Source organism: Microcoleus sp. AT9b-C3, assembly GCF_036705485.1.
GTDB lineage: Bacteria > Cyanobacteriota > Cyanobacteriia > Cyanobacteriales > Microcoleaceae > Microcoleus.
The window spans coordinates 15,874-35,373 of record NZ_JAUBUR010000052.1 but is presented as its reverse complement, the minus strand read 5'-3'; the positions used below and the strand labels follow the sequence as shown (position 1 = coordinate 35,373).

The following is a 19,500-nucleotide window of genomic DNA, read 5'->3' as shown; positions in this document are numbered from 1 at the left end:
TGGCACATCTCTTGATGAAGTTATTCGTGCTTATTGTGCATAAAGAGTGTCTCATACTTATTTGAAATGACTATACAGGGATACCACAAGTAGCTTCAGATGCTTTAAGTTGGCGGCAGACTTCATAGCCATCCATACCTGGCATTTTTATGTCTAGCAAAATCAAGTCTGGTGCTTGCAATTCTACTGCTTTTAAAGCTCGCTCTCCACTAATCAGCTTCCTGACTTTGTAACCGTTTTCAATTAGCAGTTGAGAGAGCAGTTGAATGTTAGCGGGAATATCGTCAACAATCAAAATGTCAGCCAAAAATTGTTTAGTTTGCTCCATTATCTATCGCCACCAAATGACAGATTTTTAAGTTTTGTCCGAATATTGCCAACCGCTATGTTTCCAGCCGCGCTGTTCGCACCAGCAGCATTAACAGGCGACTTAATATCAGCCACCGTCACGGGTTCTTCTGGATCGTTCGGATGTGGCAGCAAGTGATAAGCAAATTGAATCCGCTTGTCGAGCTCTTCATCTATATTGAGCAGTTTACCTGTCTGCTGCTCTACTGACAAAGCTTTCGCCCGCCTTTCAAGCTGCGGTCTGATGCTGCTGTCCCACAGTTCTTCAGATTCTTTAGCTCGCTTTATGTCGCCGGGCCGCACCGGAATCTTGAGAGGGTAGGGAAATAAAGCTTCCGTCCCCGTTGCGTAGGCCGGTGAAGTGATGACGCACTTGCCTTGAGGAAACCTCAGAATTTCGTCAGGACTAATCAGCGGTTTCTTTTGCAACTGTTCGCTCCAGTTGACAGAGCGGCTCGTTTGCTGCCCTGTCGAACTGCCGGTCGATCGATTTTTTACCAGCACTTCCACTTCCCCGTACCGCTTGGAATATTTTTCCGCTGTGTCAAAATCGCCGGGGTTGAAGAGGACGTGAGTTGACAGAGCACTGGCGATCGCCGCCCCTTTTTTATCCCCATAGAGATTATAGAGTTGATTGAGTGATTGAATGCCAACAATCGGTACGCCGCCAGCAGAACGATATTCGTTAGCCCACTGATCCATTCTGTCGAACTTGAGAGACGGAAACTCGTCTAAGCAGTACAAAAATGGGTCAGAACGTACCCGGCTCAAATTAGACACCACACATAAGTGAATAGCAGCAGCTAACAGCGGCCCCACCACAGTGCGCCTTTGGTCATCTAATTTGAAAATAATGCACTTTTTGCCTTCTAAAGCAATCGGAATGGTGCTGCGACCAATAAATGCCCGCAGCAAATCTTTTTGAATGAAACTGGAGTAGGTTGCCTCTGCGGTTGCCTTGATGCCCGCCACTGTTTTTTCAGCATCTTTTGAACTTAATAACTGCGAAAAACTAGAGGCAATCCACCTGTCCATTTTGAGGGGATGACCGTCGGGTCGGTGAACGGCGTGGTCGATGCGCTTGACCAAATCTGGCAGTTGAATAATTGCGTACACAAAAGCTAAATCCGGGTAAGGACTGCTTTTTGCCAACTGCACTAAACCCTTCGCCATCAACTCGCCTGCTTTCTCAAAAAACTCATTGCCTTTGCTCTCCCCCGGACTAGCATTTCGAGCAATAACTTGTCCAATTTCTGCTGCCATTACTGCATCTTGTGCATCTCTCATAAAATCCAGAGGATTGATAGTGCCGCTGTAAGCTTCCCCCGGTGCAAACACTTGCACGTCGTAGCCGTAGCGCACTGCAAGGGGTGCAAGCAGTTTCATCTGGTCTCCTTTTTTGTCGTAAATAATGGCAGGAAAACCTTGCTGAAATGCACTTTCAACCATCCGGTCAATGACGCTGAATGTTTTGCCAGACCCCGGAGCGCCAATGACTAAAGTGCCGCGTTCTGCGTGGGGAAACCAAACTGTAGGAGATGCACCTAATAGCGTTTGCAATCTAGCGCTCAATCCCTGACAACCTTTAAACCAATAAGTCGGCGTACCGCTCCACAAAGTGACGGGCTGCCGTTTTTTTTCTTTCATTTGTTTGAGGGCACAACCTGTGGCTGCCAATTTTTCAGCCGTCCCGCACAGCCGCCCGGAGGTAATTTTACCCTTCCCGTTTCCCACTAATTTGGAAGCAACAAGTAAGCCTGCCATTAGCCCTAACATTGCCAGTCCCTCTGGCTTCATAAACTGGCCCAACAACCCCCCAAAATCTATGCTAGTTAACGAACGTTTAGGAGGTTGAACTGCCATTTGTACCAAGGTAGCTTTGTTAATTTTAGGCAGAAATTGCAAATAGTTCATTTTTTTTAGCTCTTAAAAAAACTAAAGGATTCAGATAGAGGCTATCGCCTCAAGGGGGAGACAATGACAAAAATAGGTAAACAATGGTAAGAAGCAATAACGCGAAATCTCCAAGTAAGACAGTACAGAATTCTAGTGGAAACTCCAACACGCACAAGAACAAGAGTGCTGATTACTACGAGATAGATCCGGAGCTATTCAACAGTGAATACAACCAAACTCGCAAGCCCTCTTTGCCCTACGGAATCGTCATTAATGATAATCCAGCAGGTATTTTGATTCCTTCCGACCAGCTTGCCAAAGCCGAATGGTACGCAATGCCTGATGTCGGGGAATTGACAACAGTTGAACTAACCGAACAAGTGACAGGCTTGCTGCTCCAAAAAGTGAGGATGTTGGTATTAGCTTTTGTGCCTGAGTACATCCGCTACAAAGATATTGAAGAAAATGGAGAATTAGCAGGTACTTTTATTGGGCTTTACGACGAATATCGCGATGCCCTCGATAAAAAGACGCAGGAAGTGTGTTCCGAACACGCTCTCATCTTTCTAAATTCCAAAAACCAACCCCTGCATCAGGTACCGATTGTGATCCGCTTCAAGAATGTAGCCCTCTGGAGTTTTAAGAGCGCTAGAGAAGAATTTTACCGCAATTTGGAACGGGTATTTGCTGATTGCTTTGGGAGAGATTACAGCGGTAAAAGTGACAAGTGGCGCTCTTTGGGAGTGTTGAATGTCGAGTTTAGAGCTCTCAAAGAAGGGGAAGGCAAAAATAAATCCTTTTGCTGCAAAACTCACAGCATTACTCAGCCAACAGATGCTAATTTTCACAAGCTATTTCTCGGTCAAAAACCACAAAAGAAATTGATTTGGGGACTGCACAATAGCATTGCTGGCTTCATAGACGCTAGCGATGCCGGGTTGCCAGCTATAGCCGCTGGTGCCGAACCTGAAGTCCAGGCGTTGCCAGAAAGCGTAACTAACCGCAAAAATCGAGGTAAATTGTCGCCCCCTCGCAAAATTGCACAAGTTGAAGGAGGAACAGACTCAGAATTGGAGGATTTAGATGAATTTTCCGAGGTGGCTGAGGTTGAAGTTGAGGTTGATTCAGAAGAAGATTTTGACTTCGATGAACCCGCAGACTACTAAACACTAACCATCTTTGAAAAGCTGGCTGTCAGCAAGTTGATAGGTAAGGCCGTCGTAGCAAAATTGAAGCTGGCGCCGGCCTTCTTTGGAAAGCTGATTCACTCCTAAACAAGGCAAACCCTCGTGCGAGGAAGTGTCAGCCTTAAACAAAGGAGTTTTCGGCGGTTTATGGGGGTCGAGATAAGCTGCAAATACTTCTGTTGGCATTTGACCCGAATCATTAGGAATTAAGTAGCCAACATAAAGGCAGCCTTTTGTGCCGCACAGAGCGGAATTATTGAAATCATAAAGGTTCAGCCGCCCTACTGAGCCATTAATTTGCCACACTCGCATTCTTTTAATCGCTTCCGCCGGTGCACTTGGCCCAGCCGCTACTTTGAGTTCTGGAAGGCTGCTGTGTTCCTTTACAATTAGGGTTAAAGTTTCTTTTGGAGTGACTCGCAAAGCTTGTTGCCAAGAAGCCGGTGCAGTTGTTGCTGAACTAGAATTCGTGCAAGCAACTGTCCCCAATAATAGCGACAGGGCGGTAAAAACTGTCAAACCAATGCGAAACCAATGACCAATTTGATTTAACCAAACCGGGGGGTTGACAATTCTTGGGATGCCGGCTGTCTGTTGTTCTACTCGATTTTCTCGAATCATTTTTACTCCTTAAATAACAAATTAAGGGCAACGGAAGGAATTGAAAAGATAGGATACTTGGCTTAAGTAAGCAGTGGCTCTCTATTTTGCAGTCAATTTTAATGACTTTCTTGATTCATGAGACAAGATTGCATAAATCTTTGAGTGATAAGTGAACCGCAGAGGTAAAGCAGATCAACACAGCTCAACGCAGATGGATTTCAAGAATAGCGAGCGAATGAATGCCATGCAAGTCTAATGGGAGGGTGCAGCGGTGGCAATAGTAACTAATAACCCCCAAATTAGCATCAGAAAAAATTGCTGATTTCGTCTCTGAAAAAGTCGAACTAGAAACCACATTCCTACCAGAAAAAAGCTGATGAACGGCGCAGCACCAATACTTGACCTAGCATTTAAAGTAATACGATCGCCCCCGGAGTTTGTGATACCATTGCTGTCCCCCGAATTAGCTCGGCAATTGTCGCTGGCATTGTGGTTGTAAAGCTCTCGGACTTTCTCTCCATACTGTTTGAGAGAGTAGCCGCCTAAAATGTTGGAATAGCTGGCATCAATTTTACTGCTAAAACCCCCAAAGTGTTTCTGCGCTACTCGCTCAATTAAGCGATCGCCCTTGAACACCTGCCCAGTTGTAGGGTCAATTTCCTGTTGGCTGTTGACTAAGTTCTCAGCTAGAGAATTTTGCAAAACTTTATCCTGAACAGCAGGAGGAAAATATTGGAATAGTTCCTCTCTTGTAGGTTTTTGACCTTTGTTGACGTTCAGGATAAAGTTAGCCCCCCCTGGAGTTGAACTGACAGCACGCTGCACGTCTTCCCGGTAGCTCATCAACTGATAGCGACCGATCGCCCGCCCGCAGTTGCGAGATCCTTCGGTACAAACCATCTCGCCAATGGCTTCGTAGTCGGCACTGGCTGCATTTTCCAAATTGGTGATTCCTTCGGAAAGCTTTGCTAACGCCTCCCCTAATGAAGCTACATCCACACCGTTAACGTAAGTTGCGGGGCGCGCGCACTCTCGCTTGGATTCAGGTAGAGGCTGAGTTGGTAAAGGGTTTTCTTTAGTTTGATTTGAACTCAGCGGCTTTGAAGGTTTTGTTTCAGAGGCGACGCCTTTTGAACGCGAAATACTGTTAGAAGAACCGCCCTCTAATCGACCGACAAACATAGGCGAATTAACGCTGTAACTGAGAAACGGAACCGGACCAATAATGTAAGGCGATTTGCCGCAGGGCAAACTAAATCTGAAGTACAGAGCCGTGTCAACAGTATCGCTGGTTTCTGACGGCTCCATTACGACTACTTTAAACACTTCTCCAAAAGGATGCCGGCCCGTCGGTTCCCAACCGGTCAAACAGCCAGAACCGCCTCGCACTTCTTGGTATTTGCCGCTAATCCACTGCTTGCCTTCTAGCGGCCCTGTGGCGCGGCGACCGGCGTTTTCCATGTCGTCGAGTTCGATATAAGCGCAATCTTTCTCGCAGGCTACCGCAAATCCTTCTACATCAGAACCGGAAATTGTGTTATTGCGCTTGCTCTCGTACCGACTGTAAATCGTGTCAATTCGCATGACTGCGCTGCCAATAGACGCAATAGGAACCGGAAAATTAGAAAGTGGGACTTGACTCAGGAGCGGAATATTGCTGATGAGTTCCTCTGACCAGCCAGAGAACTGTTCTAAATTTACGCTATTAAGATTGGGAATTTGGGCGAGCGCAAACTCAGATAGGTCAATTTGGTTAAGTTTTGCCTGCGCTAGTTGCGGTACTTGTTTGACAGCTTGACCAATTGGTAATTGGTTGATGTTAGGGTTCACTCCGGCTATTTGAGAAGATAAAGAAGCAATTGGAGGAACATCGCTCAATTGAAATTGGCTAAGATTCGGAACAATTTCAGCCAAGTGACCGACAGTTTGCTTACCAGCTAAGGGAAATGCTGACAAGCTGATATTCTCTAAATTGATATCCCCTAATGCCAATTGTTCAATTGCTTGTAAAGAAAGAATTTCAGGTTTTACATGGTTAATGTCCCCCAGCTTCAAGATGTTGTCAACAGAAGTGCCGGCTTGCCAGCTTCGACCGCCAGAACTTCCAGAACTAGCAACTGCGGGCAGGGAACTAAAGGTAATCTGGCTCCAATCTGGCAGCAAAACTCTAGATTGTTCTTTTTCCCAAATTTTAGTAGGTAAGGAACTAGCGCTAGCAATTGATGGAAAGCTTAAGAAAGTAGCGCAGATGAAAGCAAAAATTAGGCAGAGTTTACTGGCAGCTATTAAAGCAGATCCTACCTGGCTTGATTTTTTTAACTGCTTTGGACTGTTCATGGAAATCCTATGTTAACTAAAATTTGGATCAAAAAAGCTGCTCTATTCTTGATGATTTGGTAAACATTTTTACTTTTTTTCAAACATTACAAAAACTAGAGCAGCATCCCAGAAATAACCCATCAGCTAAATCTCAATATCCATATCCATATCCCTCTCTCTCTCCCTCTTATCCTCTCCCCCTCTTCCCCCTCGATTTTTTCCCTCTCGATTTTTTCTTTACTCAAGCTCCAGCTCAAACTGTGGATTCGGGCGGACTGCTGAATCTGTCCAAGGAGTATCTGCTAGGTTGGACAAGTCATAGATATTTTCTTGGTAAGCGTCGTCAAAATTACCTTGACGAACTTCCTTAGATGGCGAATAACCGACAGTCAAATCTGCTTCCGATTCGTAACCGGAGTTGTTGTAGCCAGAATTAGGTTCAATCGAATAATTGTGCATGGTTTTTGTTAGTTCATGTGGTGAATACTTCCAAGTTAAATCGCATTTAATGCCTGACACCTCACCTCTATGAGCGATTTCATCCAGTAAAAATTACCCCCTCCATTTGGAGGGGCAGTTCTATGAAGGTTGCCTAACGGCTCTCAGCACTGGGCAATGCTACCAAGCCGATAAAAATGTTTTTTAATAGGGAGAAGCGACTCAAATCTAAAGAATCCCCATGCTTAAAAGACAATACGCTTGAATTAACGTTGTTTTTTGGTAATTGCGAACTCAAGAGCGTTAGCGCTCCGTTCGCCAAAAGCGTTCCCGTTCCCCCTAGGAGTTCGGTGAAGGGTAGGGTAGGAAAGCAAACAAGAGTATCTGTTTTTCCGAGCGGATTGCCTTAACTGAACTCTATTGGCTTAAAACAGCGGATATAACACATCTTTGCGTGCGTTCAAAGCTACCGAATTATTCCAGCAATTTTTATTTAAAATTGTTCATAAAGTCCAAGGAAATCACTTGGTTTGGTGCGAGAAAACCTCCTACTTTTATTACTTGCAGCTCTCCCATTTCGTGGGGATATTGTGCTTTCACTTGGGCAATTGCTGCATCTAAACTAGATGCCTGAGCAATATACACCTTCTCAAGAGCACTTAGTACCCAAATAGGTTTGGGCCACTTATGTCGAGGTTGAAGAATTGAATTGTGAATCACTTGACCAGTGTACTGAACAATTTGCTCGATCGCCGTTTCCGAACAAAACTCACCCAATTCTGACTCAATACATTGTTTGAGTGATTTCGCAGGAATTTGCTCAAAAACTGATTCTAAGAGCATTAATGCTGGTTTGGTCTCCTCTAATTGAGTGTGTTCCTGCACGACTAATGACTCTACGAAATGACTCACATGGTTGATTATTGAGTCAAAATCTAGCTCCATCAATAGATGACCTAAATACTCCCTTAACAAATTTCTTAGCTTTTCATCAGAGATATTGATACCGCAGGTTTTCAGATAAACTGAAGGTTTATTACCCAAATTCCCACCGCAGCCAACTTCTCCATTAGCTGCATCTTCTGCTTCTATCAGTTCCATCAAGCGCGGATAACGGGTTGTATCATCTATTGTGGATTGCGGCTGGGAGGGAATTGAGTTACTCATAAAAAAGCTCGGTAAGTGGGAAACTCAGTTACATTATAGTCATAATCTTTCAATTTAAATTCAAACAATATTTTTCCATCCACCTTCATCTAATTCTTTTTTCAAAATCTAATCGTTCCGAATTAAAGTCGCACTAAACAGTGCTGTATCGGTGAAGTTCACACATTTGAGTTCACCGTTATGAAAAAAATGATTGCTATCGCTATAACAAGCCTGTTGCTGTTAGTGACAACAAACGCTAACGCAGCCGTTTGTAAAAAGATTACAGATGGCAAACCAGGCTGCGACCTTTTAGACGGCACTTGGGATAACCAAAACAACTGTTGCCGACTTTAAAGTTGCCAACTTTTTTAAATCAAAACCAGGGTTGACCTGGTTTTTTTTAGACCAACCGCCATCCTTTATGTTTTTGACTTTAGTCCTCAACTCCAAGACTTAAGTTGATTTGGAAAAAACTGACTCATAACTCCCTCACTTTCCTAAACAAAATCCATGAATAATAAGCTGCGTAATGTCCGAGACATTATCAAATATTACTCAAACCCCCATGTCGATCGAGATACTCCTGAATCTTTCTATTCTTGGGAAGAAACCCAAGTAATGATGAAAAATATAATAACTAAGAATGCTCCTAATAAATGTAATACAAATCAATTGAGTGATTCGATAAAACCTGTCTATGAACTGATAAATAATGCAGCAGATTTGAAAATAGCCCTCAAGCCTTTTCAAGAAGCAAAAATTATCGGTATTGACTGCGAAACTGCTTTGGGAACTGACCCGTACCGAGCCAAAGTTTGCCTAGTACAGTTAGCAATTCCCGATCGCCCAGTCGCAGTCATCGATATCAGGGCGATCGCACCCGCCGACCTCCACCCCTTGCGTGCCCTATTAGCCGGAGAAGCCCTGAAAATAGGTCACAACCTCAAATTTGAATGGATGATGCTAACTCAAGCTGGATTGCCCCCCAGACGTCCCTTTTTCGATACCTATCTGGCGTACCGAGTGCTCGTTGCTGGACTAAAACGCAATTTATCGTTAGAAGCTGTAGCCGACCAACTACTCGGCGTCAAGCTAGATAAAACGCTGCAAACAAGTGACTGGAGTGGAACGCTGACACCATATCAACTGCAATATGCCGCTACCGATGCTGCAATTTTATTGCCCTTGCGAGAAACGCTAAAACAAAAACTGAAAGCTTCAAAACTTTGGGAAATTGCAAAATTGGAGTTTGCTTGTTTGCCTGCGGTAGCTTCTATGGAACTAAATGGAATGCTACTAGATAGAGAACAGTGGAAAGTTCTTGGCAACAAACTTTGTCAAACTCGCGACTTGCTTTTAACCCAAATTAATTCGCAATTGCATCGACCTAACCCTCACCAACAACTCTCCCTGCTTCCCGAATTTACAGAAACCATTAATCCCCGCTCTCCAAAACAAGTTTTAGCAGCCCTTCAATCTACTGGTATTCCTGTTAATTCCACCACTACTCAGACATTAATTTGCTTTGCTGACAAACATCCCGTAATTCAAGCTTTGCTCGACTACCGCAGCGTGTCAACTCGAATCAGCACATTTGTTGAAGGTTTGCCCCATCACATTCACCCCATTACTGGAAGAATTCATCCGAATTGGTTTCAGATTGGAGCGAGGTCTGGTAGGTTTAGCTGTCGCCAACCGAATTTAACTAATATTCCTAGAGATGGGGAAACTAGGCAGTGTTTTATCACAGCACCAGGTTGTGTACTACTCAAAGCCGATTACAGCCAAATTGAGTTAAGAATCATGGCTAAGGTTTCGGGCGATCGCACAATGGGGGCTGCCTACTCTCAAAGTGAAGATTTACACAAACTTACGGCTTCTTTAGTGCTTGACAAACCATTGATTGACATCACCTCAGATGAGAGACAGCTTGGCAAAATCATTAATTTTGGTTTAATTTACGGCATGGGAGTCAACAAATTTAAGAACATGGCTCAGTCAGAATACGGAGTAATTTTAACTCGGGAAAAAGCCTCGCTGTTCCGCAAAAAGTTTTTTAACTCCTATTCAGGCATTAAACAGTTTCATGCAGCCATTCGCCGACAGTGGCAGAAAGGGATTAGAGAAAGTCGCACAATGGCTGGCCGACGGCGACTTTGGTCTAAAGAATCTAAACCGCTGCTTAATGAAATGCTGAATCACCCGATTCAAGGGCTGAGTGCTGACATTACTAAATTAGCATTAGCGAAACTTTTTGCACCTTTGAAACGAACAGGAGCTAAACTTATTTGTGTCGTTCATGATGAAATTTTGTTAGAGTGTCCAATTGCTGAAATTGAGCAAGTAAAAACTTTACTTGATAGCTGTATGGTGTCAGCCGGCGACAAGTTTTTATCGCCCATTCCTTGCGAAGTAGAAATCAAGGTTCTGACAAGTTGGGGCGGTTAATGTTTGTTTCTTAATTAAAATCTTGTTTCGGCGCGTTCTACAATTAAATCTACGACCAATTTTAAGGCATCGCGGTGCTGCAAAATACTCGCGGCTGGGGTGACGGTGGTCATGTGGTGGTGTCCGAAACGAGGGATGGCAACAGTTACATCGGTAGGACTTACACACGGATGGCCAGAAACCAGGTTTTTTGCGAAATACTTCGTTGACGCTACGAGATTCGGTAAAAAACCCGGTTTCTTTGGTCTTGATGCGTAAGTCCCGATCGGCTAATTCTCGATCGACTGCGCGGAAAAAAGGCGTGATGCTGCTGGCTGCGACGGCCGGGTAAAACGTGGTGTGCCGCGTGTGGTTGATTCTAGCGATCGCGCTTGCTGGTGGATGTTCAGTGGGGCGATCGCAAAAGAGGCCTATTTTCGTCTCGCCATCTACGCGGTCTTTTTCATATCAAGGTAGGGCTAATCGGTCTTTAATGACCGCTATATCGCCGATAGGGACACGGTTTGGCGGTTCTAAGGGTTCGCAATCTAATGCAGGCGATCGGCTAAAACTTCCTCTCAAAACTTAGGTAAAAAAAGTTAGGGTTTGAATGTGATTTTTTAGCTTTATTTAACAGACCGCAAAATCTGTATGTTGTCTAATTTCCGGGGGGTGAAATGCCAGTACAATGTCACTTTTTGGAACACCAGCAGCCAACAAATCAGTGGCTATTCCGTCTTCTGTTCCATCTCTTTGAATCCAGATTTTACCATTAATAATTTCAAGGTGAACAATGCAGCCATGATTTCGCACATCTTTTTCCCAGCCTATTGTTAGCAGTAAATAATCATTGGAGTCTTTGCTGATAATGAGTTTGGATTCAAGGTTGTTGTATGAATATGGAATTTCTGCATAGTCGCTTAAGACTTTTTCAATGATTTGTCGGTAATTATCTAATTTATCCATTGTACGATTTCCTCTTTGGTAGGGTCAAAAACAAGTAAGCGCAGAGAGTTTTTGCGTATCACTAGAGCCCCGATGGCTTCTGAAAATATTTCTTGATAGGTTGCTTGACGAATAGCTAAATATAGCAATCGGTTATTTTCGACTTCTTCTAAGATATTCAAGTAAACGATATACTGCCCTAATGCAGTTTCTAAATCGCTCACTTGGGAAAGACTCACGAAACTTTTAATTTCAACAGCTATTTTTTGTTCACCTCTTTCGGCAGCTACAAGTTTCGTGGCTCCTAAGTCTACAAATAGTTCTCGGAACCCCCATTTTAGTTTGAAAGGATCGTTTGTAATTGTCCAGCCGTCTTTTTCCAGAGCTTTTTTGACATGATCGTGATAAATATCTTTGGCTGGCATATTCGTTTGATGTTATAAGTCTGAGCAGTATAAAGGGCTGTGTTGATTAAACTTGTTTTCATGGCTTGAATTTCCGAAGTCGCCTCAATTTTATTATCTTTAATTCTGGCTGTTACGTCAAGTCGCTTGACTGATGAGGTGACAATACCCTCCAAACATAGACAAAATCAAGGATATAACCCAATACGGTTCAGTTAGTGCTCTTAAACGAATTTGAACTCACAGTTTTTTGAAAAATACAGGTATCTTTTATAAGTCAGATTCTTAACAGAACCGTATTGGGACATAACCCTCATACCCCCATATGCTTTGGTTAACGTTTTTTGTCATTGTTCGCTGTGAGCGTAGCGATCTATACATGAAAGCAATCACAGTATCTGTTTTTCACAGGCTTTTGCCTCCTAGACTGTCTTATCCCAAGCCTATTGACTCATACCATTCTCTCCCGAATGCCAACTTATTACGTTTTCTTTTCTTTTTAGCTGTTAAGAAAGCAGTGAATTCTGCATCTAGATTAAACAGCGTCATCTTCGCTCAAATCGTAAGTAGGGGGCTTATATTCAAACAGTTCTTGTTCGCCCTCCGCAAACCTGGAAGTGTCGGAACTGGCTGTGGGACGAGCATAACTAGCTTTGTTCCGAATCCCCTGGATATCTTCAGAAGAACGCTCAGACGATAGCACAAACTGAGTTCTCTGATAACGCAAATGGGCCAATTCAATTTTACCCGGTCGCCCTTCACAATAGGCTCGTTCAGCACAGCGCTTTACTGCGATCGCAATTTCAGCACTCGTTGCTCCGGCATAATCAGATAGTAGCGAATACCATTGCCTGTCGCTCCAAAGGTTCTCTTTTCCTTCCCCAAACTGCTCTGGGAAATACTTAGCTAAGTGCAAATTGAAAATCTCATAGCGAGCGCCGCTGTGTGGCAAATCCACAAACCAGATTCCGCCGTCGTCAAATCTGCGGATAAGTTCAGCCGGCAGCATTTCTAAGCGGTTAACAGTAGCTAACATTAACACGGGGCTTTCATGCTCCTGCATCCATGTGAGCAATTTCTGCGACAGCCGCCTAGCTGCACCGCCATCAGCATTTGATTCCCAGCCAGAAAAACCCTTGTCAAAATCGTCAAAAAATAGCACGCAGCCGCCCAAATTATCTGCTGTATCCAGCATTTTGTTGAGAGCGCGATCGGGATTAGAGGAACCTAGAATATTGCCCCAACTTGCTGCTAAAAGCGCATAACCTAGCTTCTTAGCAGCTAGCTTTGCACTCAAACTTTTGCCCGTCCCCGGCGGCCCCCACAGCAGCATTCCTTTGGGAGGTCTGAGGTGATATTTCTTGGCATCAGCTTCTGACAGCTTTACGACTTCGTTCAAATAAGCGTCTAATAAATCTAAACCGCCAGCATGAGGCACGTCGGGAGAAGCAATGAACTCCAACCCCTGGTCTCGAAGTTGCGATATTTTATGCTCCAATACCAACTCTGCGATTTGGACAACTGAAGCGGTCATAGATAGCGATCGATCTAACACCAATTCAATTTCAGCAGTTGGCAGCCCTAGACTAGAAACAGCCAGCCGTGTTTTAGCAGCTACCGGATCTGAACCAAAATCAAGGGAACAATTGCGATCGCAAAAGTTATTTACAAGAACTTCGACTTCAAAACGATCGGGTAGCGGACATTTGAGTAGAGGAATTAATGGACTTAGCTTTGATGGCAGTTGGATGTACTCGCCCAGCAGTACCCAATATTGCTCGGCCCAACGCCCTTTCAAGTCAAAGAATGCGTTAGCTAATTGAGAATAACGGCGGACAAGAGGCTGTTCGGTACTGTCTGACTCCAAAATGTCCTCTAACAAAAAGATACCGGGGCAGTCATTTTCCAGCAGAAATTGCAGGACATCACTCTCGACAGATAGCTCAGTTTTGCATAGGACGCATTCACTGTTATACGTTTCCGAAATATCTGAAACGCTTGTCAAGTCTGAATGACCACCTAATTTCGGGAGATGTTTATCCAAACACCGCACCAGTTGAAGAGTTGCATAGCCGGGATTCCAATAATAAACAGGTAAACAACACTCACTGGCGTACTGATGAAATGATGACAAGATTTTTTGGCGATCGGCACTGTAATATTCAAGGGCAACTATGGGAGTTTGAGTGGCTCTTAAATTAGACCCTGTAGTGAAAATTTTCATGAATTTATACAACTAAAGAGAGGATGTTTAACATAAAAATTTAACTAACATAATTAAAATTTAGCTTCCTGCTAATGAGCGAAATACTCCCCCTCTACTGGAGGGGGTAATTGTGCCTAACGGCACTCATTAATTGATGTTATGCAAGTTAAATTGTCAATCATGGTCACAAGTAAAAAGCAAACCGCAGCCACTCCCACTCGCTCTCAGTCACCAGTGCCTGCTAAATCTAAGCCACCTGAAAAACAGAACAGTCAAACTGTCGGCAGTAACAATGGAGCCAAATCAAAACCTCAACCTAACCTCAGCTCCGAGCAACTTGCTGGCGAGCTAGTCAAACAGATTCGCAATACAATTCATAAGAAGTACGGCGTGACAATTCAGCGTCGCGATAGCCGTATTTCGACAAAGGTGGGCCACGCAATTCGCGAAAAACTGGGATTGGATATTCAAGCTCAGTTGAATAAGCGCAATGGTAATGGCAATAGTAAAAAGTTCGACTGGCAAGAGTGGAACAATACTGTGTTTCCCAAGCTAGTTGGCCGACCCGAGGAACTCAAGTATGGTGTCGAAGTTGTTGCCTTAGCGATGAGCCAACTTTACGATACAATTGCTGACAACCCGCAAGCTGCCATTGCCGATTTAATGGAGTTCAATGCTCAAAGCTTAAAGCGTCGCAACGAGTTAGCTAAATCCTCAGAAGAAGATACTGAAGAACTCGATGATGATCACGATCTCGATGATGAAGATGATGAAATTGATGACATACTCGATGAAATTGATGAGGATGACGAAGACGAGGAAGGCGATGAGGATGAGGAGGAGGATGATGACGATGAGGAGGATGATTTTAGTTTAGACGAAGAGGAAGAATTTGAGGAAGACGACGAATAATTGCTAAAGTTTGATTAGAAAGCTCTGCTGAAAAAGCAGAGCATTTTTTTGCCTCTATCGAGGCCTTTTCCACGAATTGCGATGCTGGGTAATGATTGTCGCCACCGTCCGAATCAGGACGCTCTGGGAAGCAGACCCAACAAATTCACAATCAAGGAAACTTTGACCTTGGTTGTGAATTTAATTTTACCCACTCACCCACCCACTAAATTTTTTGAATTAATTGTAATTAGCAGACTGCCGTCGCTTTAGTTGTGAAAAAAAACACGCTTGAGGGTTAATCATGGCTAATCGCAAATCCGCTCCAACTCCGATGCAAAAGCAATTTGCAGAAACTCTTGAAGAACAGCGCTTCGAGATGTTTTTGCACGTTGCCCGCGAGTTAACGGGACGTGCCAAACAACGACAGTTGCAGAAAGGTAAAGCTCTTGACTGGGAAGCGTTCAATACTTGGTTTAACAAGCAATATGAAGGCTACTCGGCTGACGAGATGCTTGAAGAAATCTTGAGCAACGTTTACTGGCTTTCATCTGAGCAAGCAGTGATTGACTTGCACTTCCGTTATATCGAATCTGCAGTCAAAGCTTCTCACAAGAAAAAGGCAACTGACGATAATGAAGAGATTGATGATTTTGTCAAATAATCAATGACGACCCCCGATAAAGGGGATAAAATCCTGCTCCAAGCAGGATTTGTTTTGCCCGCCCACCCACCGCATCGGTTCCGTTTGCGATATTTGCGATCGCATTCTCACAAGGATTTAGTTAATAGCACTTAGGGAGTAATAACTTCATTATGTCATTCTGAACCCTTGATGGAGTTTACCATCGAGCGTAGCAAAGGTTCCGCAAGTAAGGCAAATAATCTCAAAGCTTTGCAACACAGTTACAAAGCGTAAGTTATGGTTAACTGGTTTTATCCGAGAATGTAGGTTGCTCAATAAGTCAGCGTAAAACCGTTTGGCAATAAATTAAATGACTGTTTTTGTTAAAAGGCTTTGACAATACTCCAAACAGTTTTTGGAACGAGACTACAAGCTTTACAGGGCAAGGATCATAAATAAACTCGAATTAAATGCAAGTCAGGGGTAGAGCTGACATTGATTTAATTATCCACAGTGGCTCAAAGTCAAGCGAGAATAAGCCATTGGGCTATATAAAAACTGTCCGAACTATTGTTTGATACAGCATATTGCAAGTTTATGAAGTATACCCCAGATAGATTAATCCCCGTAGGGACAAGGCAATGCCGTGTCTAAAGCTGCATTTCATAAACCGGGGATACGCTGTATTAAACGCGAGCGCGTTTGAGAGATGTTCCACTTGCAAATTATAATCATGTACGAACATATTCAGCATTTTCTCACCCTCACAATTGAAATTGTGGTAATTTTTGGTTATGGTGGCTTAATTCTTCACTATATCGCTACGCTGTTAGCATCGAAGCGAATGAATCCTTCTGAAAAACTATCAGCAGAACTTGCCCCCGATTTTGTGCCTCTTCTCAATGAAATTGCTTCCTTTCCTGCTGGTGCCGAATCTGCAGCAACTCCAGAACCCACAGAAGAACAGCGCCTCACCTCTTCATTACAAGTTAAACTCGAATTTGCTTCTAATATTGGACTCGATACCGACACATTAAATCTACCCTTCATTCAAGTCGATAGCCTGACTCTTCGACAATACCGCACCGTTATTCGAGCGCTCAATTCCACTCTCCCACGAATTGAGCATATTCGCCTTAAACTCAACAAAAAAGATGTGCCAGCAGATTCGTTAAAATTTCAAATCAAGAAGCATTTTGAGCATCGACCGCAGCAAGTTGTCTCCCTAATTGAGCAAATTTTGAGAGTTAGTTAGCACGCTCGGGGAATCAACAAGCCAATTAGTCTTTTATTTCAAAACAACTTATGGTAACGATTTGATAGAAAGTTTTTTTGAATGCACCCTCCTTTTCCTGACCAAGCTATTAGTTACTTTCTTCAGCGCCAAGGGGAATCAGACCCTTGCCAATCTGTTCGCTCAACTCGTTAAGACTCAATCCCCGTTCAATTGTGAGCGCACGAATTTCCTCCATCCTACCGACGTTACCTAGATATAAGCTACATAGCAGCATATCTGCCGGCAGCGAAGATTTTTTGTGCGGTTAATTGCAAGTCGGGAAAGATTGATGAAATAAGCCGATCGTCATTTTGAAACAACTGTTTTTGATACTCGTCTTCTCGCAGCGTACAAATTGTAACTGTTGGCTGTTTGGGTTTGCCAATATATTCTCTGCCACCAATGCCCAAATAGTCAACAATCCAATACTCAGGCACTCCTAGTATGGCGTAATCTTCAACTTTGCGGGCGTAATCGTTCTGCCAGTTAGTGCTAACGACTTCAGCAATCAGTTTAATTGAGGAACCTGATGTAATTACAGGTTCTTGTTGCCACAAAGGTTCATTAATTAGTCGAGTTTGGTCTAATACAAGCACATCGGGGCGAAAGGCTGTTGCTGTTCCTAATAGTTTGATGAGACAGCGAGGGGGGATAAGGTAGGGTAGATCCAGGCGGTCAATTTCTACATTCAGTTTTCGTCCCAGAAAACCGGATACTTGTTCGTGCGGCCCTGTTGGTTCCATTTCGGTTAATTCACCATCAATCAGTTCGTAGCAATCGCTGTCGCCGTAGTTTGTAATAAATTCATCAACAGTTATAAGTTTTGGAGGTGATTGAACCATTGTGTTTATTCCTCATCCGACGGCAATGTACGTCTTTATTCAAAGCCTCGCCATACCTGAAAGATTGGCTGTGGGTTGTTTGCGACTTTGTTCCTCGGCGTCAGTCAAAGTAATCTTGCGCCTGCCAATCTGTTCGATCAACTCGCTCAAACTCAATCCGCGCTCTCTAGCAATAGCGCGAAAACCTTCCCACCCCGCAGATGTTACCTGAATGTTCCTTTGCTTTTTTGGCTCCTCATATCGAGGTTCGCCTCCGCCTAACTTTAAATTAGCTAGAGAGTTGGGGTGGAGCTGCGTTCCTTTGCTTGGGGGCATTTTGCAACATTATCCTTTCGACTTTTTTCTTTATTATCCCACATTACGAGCAAATTTCCGTGGTACTATAGGTAATATGGAATCAACCTATACGAGTCAACTTCTTCAATCTGGTGTCGGGCTTTGGGGCTGGCAAGTCAGGGGTTGACTTATCTCAGGAGGCACTAGGAAATGCACCCAACTCAGGAGACACCGGGCAGCGAGCAGCGTCAACCTTTAGTAGTTTTGCGAGGCTCAACCCGAAAGCACCACCACACTGTTGCAGACTCCCTGCGGATTCACCCAGATTTCCAAACGCTCATCCCTCCTTTGAGTGCGAGCGAGTTTGCTACCTTAGAAGCCAGCATTCAAGAGAAAGGGTGTCGGGACCCTTTGGTGGTTTGGGCTGAGGAAAAAATTCTCATCGACGGTCACAACCGCTATGCTATTTGTACGGCGCACGGCATCCCCTACCAAACTGTAGAGATGTCTTTCGACAGCCCTAACACCGTCAAAGTTTGGATGCTCCTCAATCAACTGGGCCGCCGCAATCTCACGTCTGAGTCAGTCAGCTATTTGCGCGGCACTTGGTACGAACTCACCAAACAGTCCCGCGGCGGAGACAGAAAATCAAGTGGTCATTTTGACCACTTGAAAACAGAGACAAAGTTGGGGGCACAGTTCAAGGCATCCCCAAAAACAATTCGCAGAGACGCTCAGTTTGCTAAAGCAGTAGACACCCTGAGTTCTATTGGAGGAGAGGATATGAAGTGGAAAATACTGAATCGCTCTGCGGGGATGACCAAAAAGCAGGTCATCGCTTTGGCGATTGATGCTCGCAGCCGTCCGGCTAAGGTTGCCAAAACTTTACAGGGGCGCGACCAAAAAGTAAAGCCTGAAGGTGAACCTACCATCGCTCATCACCTGACGCTCAAAATTGGTTCCTTAGTAGAAGTGTATGCGCCCGATCGCGAAGATGTTAACGGCAGGTTAGGCCGCATTCAGTCAGTGGGCGAGAAAACCGCCACTGTGTGGATGCGACACATCCCCACCGTTACTATGCAGTCATACACCTTCAAGCACTCGGCTCTCACTGCTGTACCGCTAGACAATCAACCCGGACTTCAAGAAATTTGCGATCGCACTGACCGACTTCACAAATTAGGAAATCTAGATCCGTTTGAAGTCGAAATTCTGAACTTGTTAGAAAGAACAACGGCTCTTACTCCCACCGAATTGCAGTATTTAGAACAGATTGAGAACAAACACAAGCTTGATTGAGTACCTTGCAACTATTTTTCCTTTTGGGAACAGCAATAACTTCGGAAATTTTAGTTGATTCACTTGACAGTTCAAACACTGAGTCAATCAATTTTTGTTGAGCTGCTAATTGTTGCAGTGAATAACAAGCTATTGCTCGCACTCGCTCAGGAGACTTGCTAGCATTTTTGGCAGCAAACGGTCCCCAGAAAGCACTCAGTACAATCTTAATCTGTTCCGATATTGGGTATGTTTGACTCAAACAGTAATCCCAAACCATCTCATCGAATGGGTCGTTTAGTGCAACTAAAACACCCGATATTTGCGACTGCACTTGCTTCGGATTTTGGTCAGATAACGGCTGATTGTTCAAATTGGCCATCATAGATT

At 44.0% G+C, this 19,500-nt stretch carries 19 protein-coding genes; 7 read left to right on the top strand and 12 right to left on the bottom strand.

All coding sequences use genetic code 11. The features are described from left to right. Nucleotides 1–70 precede the first annotated feature (70 nt). A complete protein-coding gene (locus tag QUB77_RS28845; protein WP_445251786.1) occupies nt 71–328 on the bottom strand; it encodes a response regulator in 258 nt (85 codons plus the stop codon). Next, nucleotides 328–2,262, bottom strand: coding sequence for a type IV secretion system DNA-binding domain-containing protein (locus QUB77_RS28840; protein ID WP_333180530.1), 1,935 nt, complete (start codon nt 2,260–2,262; stop codon nt 328–330). Before QUB77_RS28840 ends, QUB77_RS28845 begins: the two co-directional genes overlap by 1 nt. Nucleotides 2,263–2,345: 83 nt before the next feature. On the opposite strand from QUB77_RS28840, the gene QUB77_RS28835 reads away from it, so the two are divergent. Further along, nucleotides 2,346–3,410, top strand: coding sequence for a DUF5895 domain-containing protein (locus QUB77_RS28835; RefSeq protein ID WP_333180529.1), 1,065 nt, complete (start codon nt 2,346–2,348; stop codon nt 3,408–3,410). A 3-nt stretch (nt 3,411–3,413) separates the two neighbouring features. Here the strand turns inward: QUB77_RS28835 and QUB77_RS28830 are convergent, their stop codons facing one another. The 4 genes from QUB77_RS28830 to QUB77_RS28815 all read right to left on the bottom strand — a co-directional run bounded on the left by QUB77_RS28830 (nt 3,414) and on the right by QUB77_RS28815 (nt 7,958). Then, nucleotides 3,414–4,052: a hypothetical protein gene (locus QUB77_RS28830; protein ID WP_333180528.1), complete on the bottom strand. Its 639-nt coding sequence runs from the start codon at nt 4,050–4,052 to the stop codon at nt 3,414–3,416. A gap of 234 nt (nt 4,053–4,286) precedes the next feature. Next, on the bottom strand, nt 4,287–6,371 hold the full coding sequence (locus tag QUB77_RS28825; protein WP_333180527.1) for a hypothetical protein: 2,085 nt from the start codon (nt 6,369–6,371) through the stop codon (nt 4,287–4,289). A 219-nt stretch (nt 6,372–6,590) separates the two neighbouring features. Continuing rightward, on the bottom strand, nt 6,591–6,812 hold the full coding sequence (locus QUB77_RS28820) for a hypothetical protein (protein WP_333180526.1): 222 nt from the start codon (nt 6,810–6,812) through the stop codon (nt 6,591–6,593). Between the two features lie 468 nt (nt 6,813–7,280). Further along, nucleotides 7,281–7,958, bottom strand: coding sequence for a hypothetical protein (locus QUB77_RS28815; RefSeq protein ID WP_333180525.1), 678 nt, complete (start codon nt 7,956–7,958; stop codon nt 7,281–7,283). A 492-nt stretch (nt 7,959–8,450) separates the two neighbouring features. Between QUB77_RS28815 and QUB77_RS28810 the strand changes: the two genes are divergently transcribed. Both QUB77_RS28810 and QUB77_RS28805 read left to right on the top strand, forming a co-directional pair. Then, entirely contained in the window at nt 8,451–10,388 is a 1,938-nt protein-coding gene (locus QUB77_RS28810; RefSeq protein ID WP_333180524.1) for a bifunctional 3'-5' exonuclease/DNA polymerase, read from the top strand. 205 nt (nt 10,389–10,593) lie between these two features. Continuing rightward, nucleotides 10,594–10,719: a hypothetical protein gene (locus tag QUB77_RS28805; RefSeq protein ID WP_333296182.1), complete on the top strand. Its 126-nt coding sequence runs from the start codon at nt 10,594–10,596 to the stop codon at nt 10,717–10,719. A gap of 278 nt (nt 10,720–10,997) precedes the next feature. Here the strand turns inward: QUB77_RS28805 and QUB77_RS28800 are convergent, their stop codons facing one another. The 3 genes from QUB77_RS28800 to QUB77_RS28790 form a co-directional block, all read right to left on the bottom strand. Continuing rightward, nucleotides 10,998–11,333 carry a XisI protein gene (locus QUB77_RS28800; protein WP_333180522.1) on the bottom strand — a complete coding sequence of 112 codons (336 nt, stop codon included), beginning with the start codon at nt 11,331–11,333 and terminating at the stop codon, nt 10,998–11,000. Continuing rightward, nucleotides 11,321–11,737, bottom strand: a complete 417-nt coding sequence (locus tag QUB77_RS28795; RefSeq protein WP_333180521.1) for an element excision factor XisH family protein — start codon at nt 11,735–11,737, stop codon at nt 11,321–11,323. The genes QUB77_RS28800 and QUB77_RS28795 overlap by 13 nt, the downstream gene beginning before the upstream one ends. Before the next feature lie 514 nt (nt 11,738–12,251). After that, on the bottom strand, nt 12,252–13,940 hold the full coding sequence (locus QUB77_RS28790; protein ID WP_333180520.1) for an ATP-binding protein: 1,689 nt from the start codon (nt 13,938–13,940) through the stop codon (nt 12,252–12,254). Between the two features lie 162 nt (nt 13,941–14,102). Here QUB77_RS28790 and QUB77_RS28785 point away from each other — a divergent pair, with 162 nt between their 5' ends. The 3 genes from QUB77_RS28785 to QUB77_RS28775 all read left to right on the top strand — a co-directional run bounded on the left by QUB77_RS28785 (nt 14,103) and on the right by QUB77_RS28775 (nt 16,693). Beyond that, a complete protein-coding gene (locus QUB77_RS28785) occupies nt 14,103–14,834 on the top strand; it encodes a hypothetical protein (RefSeq protein ID WP_333180519.1) in 732 nt (243 codons plus the stop codon). Nucleotides 14,835–15,117: 283 nt separating this feature from the next. Continuing rightward, nucleotides 15,118–15,477 carry a hypothetical protein gene (locus tag QUB77_RS28780; RefSeq protein ID WP_015179737.1) on the top strand — a complete coding sequence of 120 codons (360 nt, stop codon included), beginning with the start codon at nt 15,118–15,120 and terminating at the stop codon, nt 15,475–15,477. 694 nt (nt 15,478–16,171) lie between these two features. Beyond that, the gene (locus QUB77_RS28775) at nt 16,172–16,693 is read left to right on the top strand and encodes a hypothetical protein (protein ID WP_333180518.1); all 522 of its coding nucleotides are present in this window, start codon (nt 16,172–16,174) and stop codon (nt 16,691–16,693) included. Between the two features lie 242 nt (nt 16,694–16,935). On the opposite strand, the gene QUB77_RS28770 is transcribed toward QUB77_RS28775, so the two are convergent. Together QUB77_RS28770 and QUB77_RS28765 are read right to left on the bottom strand one after the other, a co-directional pair. Then, nucleotides 16,936–17,556, bottom strand: coding sequence for a Uma2 family endonuclease (locus QUB77_RS28770; protein ID WP_333180517.1), 621 nt, complete (start codon nt 17,554–17,556; stop codon nt 16,936–16,938). 39 nt (nt 17,557–17,595) lie between these two features. Continuing rightward, nucleotides 17,596–17,871, bottom strand: a complete 276-nt coding sequence (locus tag QUB77_RS28765) for a hypothetical protein (RefSeq protein WP_015179741.1) — start codon at nt 17,869–17,871, stop codon at nt 17,596–17,598. A 171-nt stretch (nt 17,872–18,042) separates the two neighbouring features. Here QUB77_RS28765 and QUB77_RS28760 point away from each other — a divergent pair, with 171 nt between their 5' ends. Beyond that, nucleotides 18,043–19,131 carry a hypothetical protein gene (locus tag QUB77_RS28760; protein WP_333180516.1) on the top strand — a complete coding sequence of 363 codons (1,089 nt, stop codon included), beginning with the start codon at nt 18,043–18,045 and terminating at the stop codon, nt 19,129–19,131. Here QUB77_RS28760 and QUB77_RS28755 read toward each other — a convergent pair. After that, entirely contained in the window at nt 19,073–19,495 is a 423-nt protein-coding gene (locus QUB77_RS28755) for a hypothetical protein (RefSeq protein ID WP_333180515.1), read from the bottom strand. The genes QUB77_RS28760 and QUB77_RS28755 overlap by 59 nt on opposite strands. Nucleotides 19,496–19,500: the final 5 nt, after the last annotated feature.

Excerpts from the sequence above, each read along its gene's own strand:
- QUB77_RS28845 (WP_445251786.1), bottom strand. The coding sequence starts at position 328 with ATGGAGCAAACTAAACAATTTTTGGCTGACATTTTGATTGTTGACGAT.
- QUB77_RS28835 (WP_333180529.1), top strand. The coding sequence starts at position 2,346 with ATGGTAAGAAGCAATAACGCGAAATCTCCAAGTAAGACAGTACAGAAT.
- QUB77_RS28830 (WP_333180528.1), bottom strand. The coding sequence starts at position 4,052 with ATGATTCGAGAAAATCGAGTAGAACAACAGACAGCCGGCATCCCAAGA.
- QUB77_RS28810 (WP_333180524.1), top strand. The coding sequence starts at position 8,451 with ATGAATAATAAGCTGCGTAATGTCCGAGACATTATCAAATATTACTCA.
- QUB77_RS28770 (WP_333180517.1), bottom strand. The coding sequence starts at position 17,556 with ATGGTTCAATCACCTCCAAAACTTATAACTGTTGATGAATTTATTACA.
- QUB77_RS28775 (WP_333180518.1), top strand. The coding sequence starts at position 16,172 with ATGTACGAACATATTCAGCATTTTCTCACCCTCACAATTGAAATTGTG.
- QUB77_RS28820 (WP_333180526.1), bottom strand. The coding sequence starts at position 6,812 with ATGCACAATTATTCGATTGAACCTAATTCTGGCTACAACAACTCCGGT.
- QUB77_RS28795 (WP_333180521.1), bottom strand. The coding sequence starts at position 11,737 with ATGCCAGCCAAAGATATTTATCACGATCATGTCAAAAAAGCTCTGGAA.
- QUB77_RS28785 (WP_333180519.1), top strand. The coding sequence starts at position 14,103 with ATGGTCACAAGTAAAAAGCAAACCGCAGCCACTCCCACTCGCTCTCAG.
- QUB77_RS28765 (WP_015179741.1), bottom strand. The coding sequence starts at position 17,871 with ATGCCCCCAAGCAAAGGAACGCAGCTCCACCCCAACTCTCTAGCTAAT.
- QUB77_RS28755 (WP_333180515.1), bottom strand. The coding sequence starts at position 19,495 with ATGATGGCCAATTTGAACAATCAGCCGTTATCTGACCAAAATCCGAAG.
- QUB77_RS28780 (WP_015179737.1), top strand. The coding sequence starts at position 15,118 with ATGGCTAATCGCAAATCCGCTCCAACTCCGATGCAAAAGCAATTTGCA.
- QUB77_RS28760 (WP_333180516.1), top strand. The coding sequence starts at position 18,043 with ATGCACCCAACTCAGGAGACACCGGGCAGCGAGCAGCGTCAACCTTTA.
- QUB77_RS28815 (WP_333180525.1), bottom strand. The coding sequence starts at position 7,958 with ATGAGTAACTCAATTCCCTCCCAGCCGCAATCCACAATAGATGATACA.
- QUB77_RS28840 (WP_333180530.1), bottom strand. The coding sequence starts at position 2,262 with ATGAACTATTTGCAATTTCTGCCTAAAATTAACAAAGCTACCTTGGTA.
- QUB77_RS28825 (WP_333180527.1), bottom strand. The coding sequence starts at position 6,371 with ATGAACAGTCCAAAGCAGTTAAAAAAATCAAGCCAGGTAGGATCTGCT.
- QUB77_RS28800 (WP_333180522.1), bottom strand. The coding sequence starts at position 11,333 with ATGGATAAATTAGATAATTACCGACAAATCATTGAAAAAGTCTTAAGC.
- QUB77_RS28790 (WP_333180520.1), bottom strand. The coding sequence starts at position 13,940 with ATGAAAATTTTCACTACAGGGTCTAATTTAAGAGCCACTCAAACTCCC.